The sequence below is a fragment of the Collinsella sp. AF29-7AC genome (assembly GCF_003475665.1).
Classification (GTDB): domain Bacteria; phylum Actinomycetota; class Coriobacteriia; order Coriobacteriales; family Coriobacteriaceae; genus Collinsella.
On record NZ_QRQX01000007.1, the window covers coordinates 12,894 to 28,169 of the forward strand.

Here is a 15,276-nt window from a genome sequence, read left to right on the forward strand (position 1 = left end):
TGGCGTGATGGGTGGTCTAGTGGGAGGCCTCGTCGTCGAGTGCACGCTTAATGCGGTCGCCCTCGGCAAGGAGATTCTCCAGATAGCGCTGGTCGCGGTCCTTGAGCGCACGGCTGTAGGCGCCAAGCGATTCGATCAGATGGTCGATCTCGAAGGCGAGCGCGTCGGCGTCGTCGATCATGAGCTCGGACCACATTTGCGGGTTGAGGTGCGCCACGCGGGTGAGATCGCGGTAGCTACCGGCCGAAAAGCCGTGGTGGACCTGAGCGGTCGGGCTCTTAACATAGGCGTTAGAGACGACGTGCGCGAGCTGGCTCGTAAAGGCGATGACACGGTCGTGCTCGGCGGCGCTGGTCACGCTGAACTTGCCAAAGCCCAAGGGTCGCACCATCTCGCGCACCTGGCCCAAAAGCTCGAGCTTAAGGGCATCGTCTACCGCGGGTGGAACGAGCACCAGGGGAGCGCCCTGGAACAGGTCGGCGCGGGAGTGCGCATAGCCCGAGTACTGCGTGCCCGCCATGGGGTGCGCGCCCACAAAGTAAAAGCCGTGCTCGCGGGCTAGCTCAAAGGCGCGCTCGCACACGATGCCCTTGACGCCCACCGTGTCAATTACCACGGGGCCCATGATGGCCTCGGTATCGGTGGCGTCGGCGAGTGCCTGGGCGTGTGCCTCGAGCCACTCGATGCAGGCTTCGGGGTAGCAAGCCAGGACGATGATGTCGCATTCGCCGAGCGTCTCGTCGTTGAGCTCGCCGGCAACGGTGCCCATGCTGGCAGCCGTCATGACATCGTCATCGGGATCCCAGGCCAGCACGCGGACGCCCGCCTGCGCATAGCCGCGGGCAAAGCTGCCGCCGATGAGGCCAAGGCCGACGATGCCGGCGCACTTGGGGCCGCCCTGGTTAACGCGCGCGTTTCTCACTGTACCCATGGGCTACTCCATGGTCTCTTGGCAGACAACCTCGCGGATGGCTCGGATGCGACGCATGGTGTCGTCGAACTGATCGGGGGTGAGGGCCTGAGCGCCGTCGGACCATGCGCGGCTGGGCTCGTCGTGGACCTCGATCTCCAGGCCGTTGGCACCGCAGGCGGTCGCGGCGAGCGCCATGGGCTCAACGTAGCGGGTGTAGCCGGTGGCGTGGCTGGGGTCGGCGACGACGGGCAGGTGCGACAGGTGGTGCAGCACCGGCACGGCATTGAGGTCGAAGGTGTTGCGGGTGCGGGTCTCGAAGGTGCGGATGCCGCGCTCGCACAGGATGACGTTGTCGTTGCCCTCGCTCATGATGTACTCGGCGGCCATGAGCAGCTCATCGATCGTGCCGGACATGCCGCGCTTAAGCAAGATCGGAGTCTTGGTCTTGCCGACCTCTTTGAGCAGAGGGAAGTTCTGGGCGTTGCGGGCGCCGATCTGCATGACGTCGATTTTCTTGTCCAGGAAGACCTGCACGTCGCGCGGGTCCATGATCTCGGTGACGATCGGCATGTCGAGCTCGGCAGACGCCTCGCACAGCAGGTCCAGACCGGCGGGGCCCATGCCCTGGTAGGCGTAAGGGGAAGTGCGGGGCTTGTAGGCACCGCCGCGCAGCATCGTGGCACCGGCGGCCTTCACGCGGCGGGCGATGCGGATGAGGTTCTCGCCCTCGACGGAGCACGGGCCGGCGATGACCTGGAACTGATCGCCGCCGATCTTGACGCCGTGGCCGCAGTCGATGACGGAGTCCTCGGGATGGAACTTGCGGTTGGCGCGCTTGAACGGCTCGGAGACGCGCTGCACGCGCTCGACGACATCCATGGACTCGAGCAGGAACGGGTCGATCTTGGTCGTATCGCCCACCAGGCCGATGATCGTCTCATTCTCGCCGCGCGAGACATCGGTCTTCAGGCCCTTTTTCTCAATCCAGCTGACGATATGGCTGACGGCCTCGTTGCTGGCGCTCTCTTTTAAAATTGCAATCATGGTGTGCCTCTCACCTCGATGGATAACCCTTGCAAAAACGGCCCGCATCGCGAGCCGTGTACATATGGTGCATGAGAGTTTATACTATCTGACTCGCTTTTGCCTTCTAAAGTGAGCCGTTGCGCCGCGTCTTCCCCGGAATTGCAAAGCTTTTTCTTTTATTTTGATAGCCCGTGGTGCACTTGGGTATAATGCCAAACGTTGGCCCTATTAGCTCAGGGGATTAGAGCGTCTGCCTCCGGAGCAGAAGGCCGTTGGTTCGAATCCAACATGGGGCACCATCGAACGTGAGACCGTCCGAACCTCGCATGGTCCGGGCGGTTTTTCTTATACCGACGCGACGTGATGGGACGTGGTATGGCAGCAACGGATATCGAGCGCGGACTCTCGACCGCCGAGGCCGAGGAGCGCATCGCCGCCGGTAAGATCAACCGCAACATGGAGCTCAAGACCAAGTCGGTCAAAGAGCTCATCATCGAGAACCTCTGCACGCTGTTCAATTTGATCAACGTGATCTTGGCGCTCCTGGTCATTGTGACCGGGTCGTTTAAGAACCTGACGTTTTTGTTCGTGGTGTTTCTCAATACCGCCATCGGTGTCATCCAGTCCATGCGCTCTAAGAAGATGGTCGATAAACTCACGCTGCTGACCTCCAAGAAGGCCATCGCGGTGCGCGACGGCGCCGAGGTGGAGCTCGACCTGGACCAGATCGTGCTCGATGACATCATCCGCTTGGGGCGCGGCGACCAGATCCCCGCTGACGCCGTGGTGGTTTCGGGCGAGGCGCTCGTGAATGAGAGCCTGCTGACGGGCGAGAGCGATCTTATTAAGAAACAGCCTGGTTCTGAGCTCATGAGCGGCAGCTTTATCGACTCGGGCCTGCTGCGCGCCCGCGTGATCCATGTCGGCGCCGACAACTACGTAGCCAAAATTAATAACGAGGCCAAGTACGTCAAAAAGGTCAATTCTGAGATCATGAACGCGCTTAACGCCATCGTGCGGTTTGCGAGCATCATCATGATCCCGCTCGGTTTGGCGTTGTTTTCCTCGAGTGTGAGCGAGCTGTGGGATGCCGCGGGAACCCCGGGCGATAGCGCGCTTTCGTGGTGCTTCTCCGAGCTGCTGGCCGGCCGCGTGCCCTCGTCGGCGCTGCTGTCCACGGTGGGCGCCCTGCTGGGCATGATCCCGCAAGGCCTGGTGCTGCTGACCTCGTCGGTGCTCGCCATCGCCACGGTGCGCCTGGCCCGCCGCAAGGTGCTGACGCAGCAGCTCTACTGCATCGAGACGCTCGCGCGCGTCGACGTGCTGTGCCTGGACAAGACAGGCACCATCACGTCGGGTCGCATGGAGGTCGAGGGCACGTATCCGCTGCCGATCGAGGGCTTTGGCATGGGCGCGGGGGAGGGCGAGGCGTCTGTCCCCGTCGATACCACGGTGCTCGACTTTGCGCTTGCCAATGTTGCCCGCGCAACCTCTGCGGATGCCAACGAGACCTGCCAGGCGCTGCTCAACTACTACGCCGACCGCCCGGTCGAGGTGTCTGAGCCGCTGTCGGTCATTCCGTTCTCGTCGTCCAAAAAGTGGAGCGGTGCCTCGTTTGCGCAGGGCTCCTATGTGATGGGCGCGGCGCAATTTGTGCTTTCAGAGCGCGCCTTTTCGCAGGTCGAGAACCGCGTGGCCGAGCTTGCCGATACCTGCCGCGTGCTCGTGGTGGCCTGCGTGGACGGCTTTACGCCCGATGGCGATATGGTGGGCGAGGCCGAGCCCGTGGGCTTTGTGACCATTCGCGACGAGATCCGAACCTCGGCCGCCGAGACCATCGGGTACTTTAACGAGCAGGGCGTGACCCTCAACGTGATCAGTGGCGACGACCCGCGTACGGTGTCGTCGATCGCGCGCGTGGTGGGCGTGCCGGGAGCGGACGCTTATGTGGACGCCACGACGCTCGATACGCCGGCCAAGCTCGATGCCGCAGTGGACCGCTACCATGTCTTTGGTCGTGTGACCCCGCAGCAGAAGCGCGAGCTCGTGCAGGCGCTCAAGCGCCGCGAGCACACCGTGGCCATGACGGGCGACGGCGTCAACGACGTGCTGGCGCTCAAGGAGGCCGACTGCTCCGTCGCCATGGCGGCCGGTTCCGATGCCGCGCGTAACGTGGCCGAGATCGTACTCGTCGACAACGACTTTGCCTCGATGCCTGCCGTGGTGGCCGAGGGCCGTCGTTCCATCAACAACCTGCAGCGCTCCGCGGCGCTGTTCCTGACCAAAACGCTGTTCTCGATGGGCTTGGCGGCGCTGTGCATCGCGCTGCCGCCGTACCCCTTCGAGCCCATCCAGATGACGCTCATTAACTTCTTCTGTATTGGCGCGCCGGGCTTTGTGTTGGGCCTGGAGCCCAACAATGCTCGCGTGAAGGGGTCGTTCCTGACGAACGTGCTCAAGCGGGCGCTGCCGCCGTCGATTGCGGTCATTTTGGCTGCGGCGCTCGATATCTTTGTGGCGCGGGTGTTTGGCTTTAGCCAGCTCACGCTGTCTACGATGTGCCTGCTTACGTCGTGCGCGGCGAGCGTCAGCCTGATCTGGCGCATCTCGCAGCCTCTCACGCCCTTACGTGTGGTGCTCTTTGTGTTTGTAGTCGCTGGCATCCTGGTGGGCGTTATCGGATTCCCGGAGCTGCTGTCTATTGCCAATCTGACGATGGGCCAAATGGTTATCTTGGCTGTCATCGTGGTCTTTACTTGTTCGGTGTTCTTTAAGCTCGCCACGATGATGGATTCGCTCAAGCCGCGTCGTCGTCATGCCGCAACTGGTTTTGGCCGCGGTGTGCGCGTTCGCTTGGGTCGCGGTGGCGGCAAGGTGAGCTCGACGGGTTCGACGGCGGAGCGTTTTGCCAAGCGCGTCGCCGCCGACATGGCGCAGCGCCGCGAAGCTCGCACCGTTCGTGAGGCCGAGGCCCGCGCACTCGAGGGCGTGGCCCAGGCCCAGCCCAAGAAAAAGAAGCCCACGGGCGCCAAGCGCTCCCGCGTAACCAAGTCCGCCCAAGGCATCAAAGTTTCGATGCCAAGCAAAAAGAAGAAGTAGCTACGCGCCCTGGCGATGTTGAATTGGTGCCTTGCTCCTGTGGGGCCGTGGCGATGTTATGCTCTAACCTCGATTGTTTGAATTGCTTCGAAAAGAGGATGCCGTGATCTGCCCGCATTGCCTTAAGACTATCGAGGACGGCGCCTCGTTCTGCCCCTACTGCAACGCCTATGTGGGTCCGGGCGATGGTCCCGAGCACACCGAGTTTGTGTTCTGTGAGGGCTGCGGTGCCCGTCTTTCTCCGCATGATCGTACGTGCCCCAAATGCGGACGCCCCGCTCCGGGTATCCTCTCCGAGGACGCGGCCGCATCCGACCTGGCAGCGGGCCGCACGGCGGGCTTTCCGCGCCTAACGCAAGAGCAGATCGATACCGAGGTGCCGCATGCGCCAGCCTCTGCCGCTGCGGTGCTTTCGGACGCCGCCGACCCCAATGAGACCTGCGTGCTGCCGGCTTTCGATAAGGATTTCGGTATCCCCAAGGTCGTTATTCCCACGCCGGTTTCCCTGCACGACGATCCTCAAAAACCCAAGCGTAAGGTGCATCCCGACGAGGACGCTTATCACAGGCACAAGCGTCATATTCCCAAGCCGCTTATCGTCATCGCGGTTCTTGCCGTCGTGTGCGGTGGTGCCTATTGGTTCGTGACGGCCGATCCCATGGGTGTCATGCCCGGTTTCTATGACCAGTTTGGCCAGGCCGCGCAGACGACCTTCCCCACGCGCCAAAAGGGCGAGGCGACTGAGGACGATACCAAGCAGGACGATTCTGCCGAGGTGGTCCAGGAAGAAACCGTGCTGACCGATGATCAGCTCTATACCAGGCTCGACGGTCTGTATCAGACCATCGTGTCCTACGCTGACGAGGACCAGATCGGCGAGGTCATCGATTCCTTTAACAACGGCTATCTCCGAACGCCGCTGTCCACCCGTCAGGAGCTGTCGCAGAGTGCCTACGCCCTGCGCGACCAGATCAAAAAGACGCAAGATGAGCTTAACAACCTGAAAGTACAGGACGATACGGTCTATGCGGATGACATCGCCCACTTAAAGCAGCTTGCCGAGTGGATGTATGAGCGCGTCGACGTGATCTGCCAGAGCTGGGATATCTCGCTGGCCATTCCCGATGGCGAGTCGATGAGTTCCCACCAAAGCGAGATCCTGGCGCCCATCGCGCAGGGCGGCAACAGCGCGCTGAACCAGTACGATGCCAATGTGGGTTCCTGGAAGCCGCAGCAGCGTTCCTAAAATTAGTTCGCCATAGTCGGCATAACCTACGTGCGCAATTGATGTAAGCCCGTGCTTATTGCTACAATTCGTACAAATATGCTTTAAACGCACGAGGAAGGAACCACATGTTTGGTTTTAAGAAAGAGCTCTACACGCCCGAGTATCAGCTTGTCGGCGACGAGTGCGCCGTAATCGAGACGTCGAAGGGTACCATCAAGGTCAAGTTTGACGGCGAGGGCGCTCCCATTCATGTCGCGAACTTCTGTGAGCTTTCCACGATGGGCTTCTATGATGGCCTTAAGTTCCATCGCTATGTGCCCGGTTTTGTTATCCAAGGTGGCGACCCCAATACCCGCGACATGTCCGGCGCCGACGTCGCCGCCGGTCTTGAGGGCCCCGACGGCATGCCCGGTACCGGTGGCCCCGGCTACTGCATCAAGGGCGAGTTTGCCACCAATCCGCGCAACAGCCATGTCGATGGCGCCCTTGCCATGGCACGCTCCATGGACCCCGATTCCGCGGGTTCGCAGTTCTACTTCTGCCTGGGTGCCCAGCATAACCTCGATTCCGGTTACACCGTCTTTGGTACCACGGTCGAGGGTCTCGATGTGATTTCGCAGCTGCGTGCCGGCGACGAGATCGTCCATGTCGAGATCGTTCACGAGTAAAGGGGACTTCCTTGAATAGCCAGCTGATCCAACAGGGCCGCGCCGCTTACCGCGCGGGTGATTTTTCCGCTGCAGCCCAGATGCTTGGGGCGGCAAAGACTCCCGATGAGATTATGGGCGAGGCCGATCACCTTCGTGGCAACGCCTTGATGCACCTGGGCATGTATGCCGAGGCCGCCGAGGCCTATGCCGCCGCCCTCAACGACGGTACCTACGGCAAGCGCGGCGCGCTGCTCACCAACCGCGGCAAGGCGCTCGCCGCCGTGGGCGACTACACGACGGCCGCTCAGGCTTTCTCTGCCGCTACGCAGGATGCTTCCTATGCCACGCCGTTCAAGGCCTATCTGGGCCTGGGCAATGCGTTGTTCCAGTCGGGCGACTATGCCAACGCGGGAACCGCCTTCCGTCAGGCTGCCATCGACGGCGCCAATCCGGCTCCTGCCGCCGCACTCGGCGAGCTCGGTCGTTGCTTCATTAAGCTCGGCCGTCCGGCGGATGCCGTGGAGACTTATCGCACGGCTATCGACTTTGCCGGCCCCCGCGACGACACGCGTGCGCTCAACGCCGGCATGGGTCAGGCGCTTTCTGCCGCCGGCCGTCCCTCCGACGCACTCGACGCCTTTAATGCCGCTACTGCCGATGGCATCTACCAGCTCACCTCCGAGCAGGCCGATGAGCTTGCCCGCGTGCAGGATTCGCTTGCCGCGCTGTCTGCCCAGACGGCTATGGCCACGGCTCCGGCGCCCGCGATGGACGCTCCTGCCGTCGATCCGCTCGATCCTACGGGCGCGACCGGTCAGTTTATGCCTGATCCCTCGGACACCGGCTTCTTTACGCTGTCCGAGTCCGAGATGGTCCAGCAGGACCGTCAGGATCGCAAGCAGGCCAAGGTCCGTCGTCGCCATCGCCATACGGGTCTCAAAGTCTTCATCGTGCTGCTTCTGCTCATTTTGATCGCCGCGGGCGGTCTGGGCTTTGCCTACACGCGCGGCTTTGGCTTCCCGTCTCAGGAGTCTGTCGTTACCGATCTGTTCCAGGCTGCCGGCGACGGTGACGCCGCAAAGGCCGAGTCTTGCCTGGCCTCGAGCCTGTCCGAGGACGCTAAGTCGATGATCATCTCCTCGATTCCGCAGGGTGCCACCGTGTCCGTCGAGGGCATGGATCAGTCCATGACCGAGACGACCGCCAAGGTGAAGGCATCGCTGTCCAAGGGCAGCGAGCAGGAGTACACCGTCAAATTCGTGCGCTCCGACAACCATATCGGCTGGGCCGTTTCTTCGCTCGATATGGATTTCTCGGCTGCTGACAACCAGTAGTGACCTTATGGGATTTAGCTTTGCCCGGCGCTTCACCGCAAGTGAGGTGCCGGGCTTGCGCTAGTATGATGAGCTAGTAGTTTTCCAGCAATCATCCAACACATCAGGAGTTGCGTTGTTTTCTTTGATGGATATGTTCTTCGGTAGCTATGCGGGCGATCTTGCCATCGACCTCGGCACCGCAAATACGCTTGTCTCCGTGCGCGGCAAGGGCATCGTTATTCGCGAGCCCTCTGTTGTTGCCATCGACAAGAACGACGAGCGCATCCTGGCGGTCGGTATCGAGGCAAAGCGCATGCTCGGCCGTACGCCCGGCAACATCGTGGCCGTTCGTCCCCTGAAGGACGGCGTCATCGCCGACTTCGATGTTACCGAGGCCATGCTTCGCTACTTTATCGACAAGGCGTCCGAGAAGCGCTATCCGTGGACTCCGCGTCCGCGTGTTGTCGTCTGCGTTCCCTCCGGTGTCACGTCGGTCGAGAAGCGCGCTGTCTTTGAGGCCACGATCCAGGCCGGCGCCCGCCAGGCCTATCTGATCGAAGAGCCTATGGCAGCTGCTATCGGCGCCGACCTGCCCGTCGAGGAACCCACCGGCTCCATGGTCATCGACATCGGCGGCGGTACCACCGAGGTTGCCGTTATCGCTATGGGCGGCATTGTCGTTTCGCAGTCCATTCGTATTGCCGGTGACGAGTTCGATCAGGCCATCCTCACGCACGTTCGCGATGCCTACAACCTGGCCATCGGCGAGCGTACGGCAGAGGACATCAAGATCAAGGTCGGCTCCGCCGTGCCGCTCAAGGATGAGCTCGACGTCGAGGTCAACGGCCGCGACGTGATCACCGGTCTGCCCAAGACCGTGCGCATCGAGAGCGAGGAGATTCGTCGCGCGCTCAACAAGCCGCTCGACGAGATGGCCAAGGCCGTCAAGGACGCACTCGACGCTACGCCTCCCGATCTTGCCTCGGACCTTATGTACTACGGCATTTTGCTGACCGGTGGCGGCGCGCTGCTGCGTGGTCTCGACGTGCGCCTGCGCGATGAGACCGGTGTTTCGGTCAACGTTAGCCCCACGGCGCTCGATAACGTCGTTAACGGCTGTGCCCGCGTGCTCGAGGCCAATGCGTTTGATGGCGGCTTCGTCCAGACCAATGCTTAATTTCCAAAAGGTGGATTCCATTTGGCACGATCTTCGGGTTTCTCCACAAATCTGAATACCAAGCGACAATCAACGGGTATGCGCCCGTTGATTGTTTTCAGCCTGATTTCGGTGTTGCTTCTCACGTTTTACATCCGCGAGGGCGAGGCAGGACCGATTCATGCCGTGCGCTCGGGCGTGACGACGATTACCTCGCCGGTGCGCTTTGTGGGCTCGGCTGTGGCGGCTCCCTTCAATGCGATCGGTAACGTGTTCTCTAACCTTACGGCGTCGCAGGACACGCTTGACGAGCTTAAGAAGCAAAACGAGGAACTGACCTCTAAGGTTGCCGAGCTCTCCGAGGCTCAAAAGACCGCCGAGCGTCTGGAGGGGCTGGTCGGCCTGCAGTCGACCTATAACCTCAAATCGACCGCTGCTCGTATCGTTGGTGCCTCCGGCGATGCCTGGACCTCGACCGTTACCATCGACAAGGGCTCTGCCGACGGCCTTACCATCAACATGCCCGTGACGAGTTCTGCCGGTGTTATCGGCCAGATTATCGAGGTATCGGCCAAGACCTCTACCGTGCGCCTGATTGGCGACGAGAACTCCGGCGTATCCGCCATGGTGCAGGACACGCGCGCCCAGGGTATGCTGCAGGGTCAGGCTGACGGCACGCTGCGTCTTGAGTACGTGAGCGTCGACTCCGATGTTAAGGTTGGCGACATCATCGTGACCTCGGGCATTGGCGGTGTGTTCCCCAAGGGTCTACCGCTCGGCACCGTCTCGTCGGTTGAAAAATCCGCAAACGACGTGTACTACACCATTGTGGTGCGCGCCCAGACGACGGCCGAGAACAACGAGGAAGTGCTGGTCATCACCTCGCTGACCGACGAACAGTCGGCCTCGGATGAGGACGTGAGCACCGCTAATAGCAAGCCGCAGGGAACGTCGCGCGATGCTGCGACCAAGACGAAGGACGAGAGCTCGGATGACGGTTCCGACACGTCCGAGACGACCGATTCCGGCTCGAGCGAATAGGGGGCATGTCCATGGATCTACACGAGCAGGGGATGAGCTCCCGCACGTTTGTAATCGCCGCCATCGTGTGCGTGCTGCTGCAGGCAGGCCTGGCACCGCAGATCTCCATTGCGGGCGGTCGCGTCAACTTTATGATTATCCTGGTGTGCATAAGCGTGTTCTCGGGCGACCCGACCCGTGCCGTCGTGTGCGGTTTTTGCAGCGGCTTGTTCTATGACCTTTCCGCTGCCGTGCCGGTGGGCGTTATGTCGCTCCTGCTGACCGTGGGTTCTTTTGCCCTGGTGCATAGCGCCGCCGGTCAGACGGGCGGTACCCCGAGTGCGCGCGGCATCACGGTGGGTGCCTTCGCGCTCGTCATTAATGTGATCTACAGCATCATCTTGCTGTTTATGGGTTTGGAGACGAGCTTTGTCGTGGCGATCTTCGGTCATGCGCTGCCGTCTTCGATCCTGACGGGTCTGGTTGCCATTCCATTTTTGATGTCCGGCGTCGTGCCGCAGTCCGGTTATGGATTCTCCGCACGTGGCGGACGCCAGACGGGCATGCGCTTTAAGCCCAAGACCCGCAAGCTCAAATAGGGGAGGCCTGTAGATGTCTTCCCAGATGACGGTTATTATCGCCGGTATCGTGCTGGTTGTGGCCATCGTGGTCGCGCTGGTCATCATGCGTCGCGGCGATTCCCGTTTTACCTACGATACGCAGCATGGAACGGCCCCGCGCGCCACCGAGGGCGAGGGCAATACCGCGGCGACCGCCTTTAAGGGCCGCTTCTCCATCCTCACCACGGGTGTGGGCGCGATGTTCGCGGCGCTTGCCGTCAAGCTGTGGGGCATGCAGATGGTCTCGTCGGACTATTACGAAAAGCAGGCTAATAGCAATCAGACGCGCACCGTTACCACACCCGCTGTGCGTGGCCGCATCCTCGACCGCAATGGCGTGGCACTTGTCCAGAACCGTCCCTCACTTGCTGTCGTGGCCTACCGCGACCTTGCCGAGGATGAGGTTCTGGTTCGCCATCTTGCCAACGTGCTCGGTATGCCCTACGTGGCGGTTCTGCGCAATATTCAGGACAATTCCGAGGGCGCCCAGAGCCTGCATACCATCGCGACGGACGTCCGTCGCTCCACGGTTGCCTATATTCAGGAGCACGCCGGCGAGTTCCCGGGCGTCAAGATTGCCGAGCGTACCGAGCGCCAGTATCCATATGGCGAGACGGCATGCCATATCTTGGGCTATACCGGCACCATTACCTCCGAGCAGCTCGAGGCCCAGAATAAGAAAACCTCTGGCGATGATGATGCTTCTGCTGGCCGGATTACGTACCAGTCGGGCGATATCGTGGGCCAGGCGGGTGTTGAGAGCTACTACGAAAACCTGCTGCAGGGTATTCGTGGCGAGCAGACCGTCAAGGTCGATGCCTCGGGCAATGTGACCGGTCAGGCCGGCGCCGTGCCCGCCAAGGCCGGCTCCGACATTAAGCTCACGCTCGACCTTAAGATCCAACAGGCCTGTGAGACGGCACTGGCGAGCGCCATCGAGCTTGCCAAGACCACTGGCTACAGCAATGCCGGCAACGGCGCTGTGGTGTGTCTCGATCCCAACAATGGCGAGATCCTGGGCATGGCGAGCGAGCCTAAGTTCGATCCTTCTGTCTTTATCGGCGGCGTCTCAAATGACGTGTGGACCGAGCTCAATGATGACAAGGGTTCGCACCCGCTGCTCAACCGCGCCATTAGCGGACAGTACATGTCGGCCTCGACCATCAAGCCGCTCTCGGCCCTGGCCGGTCTTGAGTTTGGAACCTACACGTCGGGGCAGACGACCAACTGCACGGGCTATTGGACGGGCTTGGGCAAGGCTTGGGGCAAGCGCTGCTGGCTGACGTCTGGACACGGCACCATGACGCTGCAGTCGGGTATCGCCAACTCGTGCGACCCCGTCTTCTACGACATGGGCAAGGCGTTCTTTTATGACGAGCAACATTCCGAGGGCCTGCAGGAGGTCTTTCGTCGCTGGGGCCTAGGCAAGACCTGCGGTATCGATCTGCCGAGTGAGGGCGCGGGCCGTATTCCCGATGCCGAGTGGAAGGAGTCGTACTTTACCGACGCCTCTGCCGAGGACCGCAAGTGGAATGCCGGCGATATGACCAACATTGCCATCGGCCAGGGCGACATCCTGGTGACGCCCCTGCAGATGGCGTGCGCCTATATGGGTCTTGCCAACGGCGGCAAACAGTACGTGCCTCACGTGTTTTTGTCTGCCGTGTCGCGCGATGGCGACGGCGATGCCTATAAGTACAACGGCAAGGGCAAGAAGAAGCGCCTGGAGGCCAAGATCAACAGCGATTCGGATTTGGCTCTTGTTCGCAACGGCATGCACGACGTGATTTACACGGCATCGACGTCCTTGGCGGCTCACTTTGGCACCCTGACGCCGCAGGTATACGGCAAGTCGGGCACGGGCGAGAAAAGCGGCGAGGACGAATACGCGTGGTTTTGCGCCTATGCGCCGGCCGATGATCCCAAGTATGTCATCGCTACGGTCCTGGAGCAGGGCGGCGGTGGCTCAGATACCGCGATGCACGTCGTGCGCGATGTGCTCGGCGTGATTTATGACGAGCCCGATACCTCTTCGGCCTCGGGCGATTCTTCGGTTCGATAGGAGGTTGCGATGGATTTTTCTCCGGCGGATCTGTTCCGTTCAACCAAGACCGGCTCTCGCAGCAGCCTGGACCGCGTCAACAAGCAACTTTCGGCCTCGCGCGGCACGTTTCGCCAAAAGGTGCATATCGGTGTGCTCGTGGCCACAGTGGCGCTCGTCGCCTACGGTGCCATCATTATCTGGTCGGCTTCGCAGTTTAAGGCCGATGCTTCGTTCTCACGCCATCTGCTGGGAATTGGTATCGGGGCGTTGCTGGCGGTGCTGGTCTGGCGTACCGACCTGCGCGGTATTTCCAATTTCTCGACGGCGTTGCTCGTCATCGACCTGATCGTGATCTTCTCGCCCAAGATTCCGGGTCTGTCCTATACGGGCGGTCTGGGCATGACGGGCTGGATCAAGATTCCTGGTATCGGCTTGACATTCCAGCCGGTCGAGCTTGCCAAGCTCATCACCATCTTCTTTATTGCCACGCTTGGCTCGCAGTATAACGGCCGCATCGATACCGTTCGCGACTACGTCAAGCTCTGCGGCATGCTGTCCATCCCGTTTTTGGCCGTCGTCGCCATGGGCGACCTGGGCTCGGGCCTGGTCGTGCTGGTCTCGGGCGCCATCGTCATCTGCATGAGCGGTGCGCGCCGCGAATGGGTGCTGTCGACCCTGGCCCTGCTCGTGGGCCTGGTGGCCCTCGTCCTGGCGCTCGATTCGGTCTTTGATTCGTTGCTCGGCCACGATGTGCTCATCAAGCAGTATCAGATGAACCGCCTGACGGTCTTTATCGACCCCGATAATGCCGATTCGGACGATGCCTACAACCTGCAGCAGTCGCTTATCGCCGTTGGCTCGGGCGGCTTCTTTGGTAAGGGTTTGGGCCATGCGACGCAGTCGGCCGGCGGCTTTCTGCCCGAGTTCCACACCGACTTCGTCTTCGCCTTCCTGTCCGAGACCTTTGGCTTTTGCGGTTCCTTTTTGCTCCTGTGCCTCTACGTGCTGCTGATCTTTTCGACGATTCGCGTCGCCTTTAAGTGTGAGTCGCTGTTCTTGCGCCTATCGTGTGTGGGCATCGTTGGCATGTGGGCGTTCCAGACCTTCGAAAACATCGGCATGTGCATCGGCATGATGCCGATTACCGGTATTCCGCTACCGTTTATTAGCTTCGGTTCGTCTTCGATGATGATTCAGCTGCTGACGGTGGGTATCGTACAATCCATATGGCGGCATCGTTCGGGCGCCGCGTAACCGCTGGAGGGGTTTGCTATGAAAATTCCCGTAGATAAGCTGACCCGCGCTTTTAAGATGGGCGCGTCCGTTAAGAAGGATTCCGATACGCCGGTGCGCGTCTCGGTCTATTTGGATTCGTCCGCCTCGCGCTTTCTGGCCGAGACAGTGCGTGACGCCTTTGTACCGCAGACGACCTTGGGCATTGTGCGCGTCGAGCGTCTGGGGGAGGAGCGAATTGCTCCAAAGACCGATACCGATGTGGTACTGGTGCTCTCGTGCGGCTCCGACCGCTTGGAGAGTGCCGTGCAGGAGCTCGTGATCGCCGGCGCGCCCGTGTGCGTGCTTGCCGAGTCTGCTGTGGAGGTGCCGTTTATCGAGGAGTCCACGCCTATGCTCGGCGTGGTAGCGGCAACCGATAAGACGTATCTGCTCGAGACGCTTGCCCGCTGGATTCTCGATCGCACCGACAAGGAAACGGCTTTTGCGGCGAACTTTGCCTTCATGCGCATCGCGGCGGCCAATCGTATCATCACCTCGTGCGCGCTCACCAATATGGCGACCGGTGCGCTGGTGTTTTTGCCGGGCGCCGATTATCCCGTGATGGCGCTGGCGCAGGTGGGCATGCTCTTTGAGCTCGCTGCCGTCTTTGGACGCGGCATTAAGCCTGAGCGCGGCTACGAGGTCGCGGGCGTGCTTGCCGGCGGTCTTGTGATCCGCGCGTTCACCCGCGCGCTCGTCAAGCAGACGCCGCATATTGGGTTTGCCGTCAAGGCGCTTACTGCCGCCGCGGGCACCTATGGCATGGGCCGTGCGCTCGTTTCGCTCTACGAGCGCGATGTCGACTACAGCCGTGCCAACGAGGTGGTCACTGCCACGTTCTCCCGCGTTCGCGATCTGGTGACCACGGTCGCGGGCGCTACCCGTCCTATGGCGTCCTATCAGGACGCATCCGATCTCGCTGCTTAGGG

Annotated in this window: 12 protein-coding genes and 1 tRNA gene; 11 read left to right on the forward strand and 2 right to left on the reverse strand. The window is 61.3% G+C overall.

Annotated features, from left to right (window positions below; all coding sequences use genetic code 11):
- Positions 1-16: 16 nt before the first annotated feature.
- Together DWZ15_RS04350 and aroF are read right to left on the reverse strand one after the other, a co-directional pair.
- The gene (locus DWZ15_RS04350; RefSeq protein WP_117583253.1) at positions 17-931 is read right to left on the reverse strand and encodes a prephenate dehydrogenase/arogenate dehydrogenase family protein; all 915 of its coding nucleotides are present in this window, start codon (positions 929-931) and stop codon (positions 17-19) included.
- A gap of 3 nt (positions 932-934) precedes the next feature.
- Positions 935-1,957 carry a 3-deoxy-7-phosphoheptulonate synthase gene (aroF, locus tag DWZ15_RS04355; RefSeq protein WP_089573434.1) on the reverse strand — a complete coding sequence of 341 codons (1,023 nt, stop codon included), beginning with the start codon at positions 1,955-1,957 and terminating at the stop codon, positions 935-937.
- A 204-nt stretch (positions 1,958-2,161) separates the two neighbouring features.
- Here aroF and DWZ15_RS04360 point away from each other — a divergent pair.
- The 11 genes from DWZ15_RS04360 to DWZ15_RS04410 all read left to right on the forward strand — a co-directional run bounded on the left by DWZ15_RS04360 (position 2,162) and on the right by DWZ15_RS04410 (position 15,274).
- Positions 2,162-2,238 (forward strand) — tRNA-Arg (locus DWZ15_RS04360).
- A 76-nt stretch (positions 2,239-2,314) separates the two neighbouring features.
- Positions 2,315-5,038 (forward strand): HAD-IC family P-type ATPase, encoded by a 2,724-nt coding sequence (locus tag DWZ15_RS04365; RefSeq protein ID WP_118449602.1) that lies wholly within the window; start codon positions 2,315-2,317, stop codon positions 5,036-5,038.
- A gap of 103 nt (positions 5,039-5,141) precedes the next feature.
- Complete coding sequence (locus tag DWZ15_RS04370) at positions 5,142-6,284, forward strand: zinc ribbon domain-containing protein (RefSeq protein WP_158572495.1); 1,143 nt, start codon at positions 5,142-5,144, stop codon at positions 6,282-6,284.
- Between the two features lie 107 nt (positions 6,285-6,391).
- Complete coding sequence (locus tag DWZ15_RS04375; protein WP_055249980.1) at positions 6,392-6,934, forward strand: peptidylprolyl isomerase; 543 nt, start codon at positions 6,392-6,394, stop codon at positions 6,932-6,934.
- Between the two features lie 11 nt (positions 6,935-6,945).
- Positions 6,946-8,250 (forward strand): tetratricopeptide repeat protein, encoded by a 1,305-nt coding sequence (locus DWZ15_RS04380; RefSeq protein WP_233544633.1) that lies wholly within the window; start codon positions 6,946-6,948, stop codon positions 8,248-8,250.
- A 127-nt stretch (positions 8,251-8,377) separates the two neighbouring features.
- Positions 8,378-9,409, forward strand: coding sequence for a rod shape-determining protein (locus DWZ15_RS04385; RefSeq protein ID WP_006236061.1), 1,032 nt, complete (start codon positions 8,378-8,380; stop codon positions 9,407-9,409).
- Between the two features lie 78 nt (positions 9,410-9,487).
- A complete protein-coding gene (mreC, locus tag DWZ15_RS04390) occupies positions 9,488-10,429 on the forward strand; it encodes a rod shape-determining protein MreC (protein WP_118449606.1) in 942 nt (313 codons plus the stop codon).
- Between the two features lie 11 nt (positions 10,430-10,440).
- Positions 10,441-11,007, forward strand: coding sequence for a hypothetical protein (locus tag DWZ15_RS04395; RefSeq protein ID WP_117635284.1), 567 nt, complete (start codon positions 10,441-10,443; stop codon positions 11,005-11,007).
- A 13-nt stretch (positions 11,008-11,020) separates the two neighbouring features.
- Positions 11,021-13,090, forward strand: a complete 2,070-nt coding sequence (gene mrdA / locus DWZ15_RS04400) for a penicillin-binding protein 2 (protein WP_118449608.1) — start codon at positions 11,021-11,023, stop codon at positions 13,088-13,090.
- 9 nt (positions 13,091-13,099) lie between these two features.
- On the forward strand, positions 13,100-14,326 hold the full coding sequence (locus tag DWZ15_RS04405; protein WP_099431830.1) for an FtsW/RodA/SpoVE family cell cycle protein: 1,227 nt from the start codon (positions 13,100-13,102) through the stop codon (positions 14,324-14,326).
- Between the two features lie 18 nt (positions 14,327-14,344).
- On the forward strand, positions 14,345-15,274 hold the full coding sequence (locus tag DWZ15_RS04410) for a YcjF family protein (RefSeq protein WP_118449610.1): 930 nt from the start codon (positions 14,345-14,347) through the stop codon (positions 15,272-15,274).
- The last annotated feature ends 2 nt before the right edge of the window (positions 15,275-15,276 follow it).